General features: G+C 36.5%; 2 protein-coding genes. One reads left to right on the top strand and one right to left on the bottom strand.

Features of this window, described 5'->3' with window-relative positions:
* Positions 1-71 precede the first annotated feature (71 nt).
* Positions 72-239, bottom strand: a complete 168-nt coding sequence (locus tag G468_RS23290) for a Cro/CI family transcriptional regulator (protein WP_071846922.1) — start codon at positions 237-239, stop codon at positions 72-74.
* Between the two features lie 113 nt (positions 240-352).
* Between G468_RS23290 and G468_RS0118120 the strand changes: the two genes are divergently transcribed.
* A complete protein-coding gene (locus G468_RS0118120; RefSeq protein WP_026824163.1) occupies positions 353-1,051 on the top strand; it encodes an XRE family transcriptional regulator in 699 nt (232 codons plus the stop codon).
* The last annotated feature ends 272 nt before the right edge of the window (positions 1,052-1,323 follow it).

Below are 1,323 nucleotides of genomic sequence, written 5' to 3'. Positions count from 1 at the left end.
GAGCCAGCAACAGCAGGACTCGGGCGCTGATCAGTAACACTACGCCCGACAGAATAATTTATTTGCATGGGTTATTTGGCCTTAGTGTTATTCTTGTCATTAACTAGTTTTTCAAGCTGTAATGCGCGTAATTCTGGAATATCATCACCCCATTGTGAGACTGCGCTTTTTGTTATTTTTAATAATTTTGCTAAATTAGTCTTATTACCCGCCAAATAAATAGCTTCACTTTTCTTCATAATTACGGCCTCCGAAAGATATAAGCATCATGTTAAGAATACTAAACAAATAAGTCAAGATAACATAACATCAAAAGAGTTAAGCTATCTAAACTTATTTAGGGGATAAAACCATGCAATGTGAAAGAATTCGTCAAGCTCGCAATCACAATAAAATGACTCAAGAATCTTTAGGGAAGCGAATTGGCGTATCAAAAGCAACTATATCTCAATGGGAATCAGGTACTACAGAGCCAAACGGCAAAAATCTTGTTAGTTTGGCTAAAGCACTTGGTGTAACTATCGAATGGCTGCTTGATGGGGATGAAAAAAATGCTGAAGTAAACGCTCAACTGGCAAACGCAAAAATTATTGGTAATTTTGCACCGTGGGATTCAAATACACCACTAGGTGAAGATGAAATTGAATTACCATTTTTTAAGGAAATATCATTATCGGCAGGAAAAGGCTCTTTTGTTACGCTAGATAACAATGGATATAAATTACGTTTTGCGTATTCAACCCTCCGAAAAGCCGGTGTTGATCCTGCAAACGCCGCTTGTGTAAGTATTACAGGTAATAGTATGGAGCCTGTTGTCCCTGACGGAGCCACCGCGGGGATAGATAGATCAGACACTAACATCAAAGATGGTCAAATGTATGCTATTGAACATGAAGGTATGTTACGTGTTAAAATATTATACCGTATACCTGGAGGTATACGGATCAGATCATATAATAGAGATGAATACGCTGATGAAGATTATATAGGATCTGATATAAGCAATATAAAAATCATGGGTAAAGTTTTTTGGTACTCTGTTCTCCTTTAAAGGTTCTCCACGCTCAATTCTCCCCCTAAAAACCTACGTTAAAAGTAGGTTTTTATTTCCCCATTTAAACAAAGTTTAAATATCTTAACTTTAGCCTTGACAATTATGTTTAGTAAACTTAATATCAGAAAATAAATCTTAACTTATATGTATTAATTTTTAAGTGACCAAACTCTCGCTCTTTAACAATTTAGAAAGTCGAAATGTACAGCGCGTTATGTCTGTAGTAGTGCAGTGGTGCACGTTGCATAGAGTGCGATCCGCTCTTTGCA

This window comes from Arsenophonus nasoniae DSM 15247 (assembly GCF_000429565.1).
Classification (GTDB): Bacteria; Pseudomonadota; Gammaproteobacteria; order Enterobacterales; family Enterobacteriaceae; genus Arsenophonus; species Arsenophonus nasoniae.
The sequence above is the reverse complement of the archived record's forward strand: the minus strand, read 5'-3'. Positions and strand labels throughout refer to the sequence as shown.

Excerpts from the sequence above, each read along its gene's own strand:
- G468_RS23290 (WP_071846922.1), bottom strand. The coding sequence starts at position 239 with ATGAAGAAAAGTGAAGCTATTTATTTGGCGGGTAATAAGACTAATTTA.
- G468_RS0118120 (WP_026824163.1), top strand. The coding sequence starts at position 353 with ATGCAATGTGAAAGAATTCGTCAAGCTCGCAATCACAATAAAATGACT.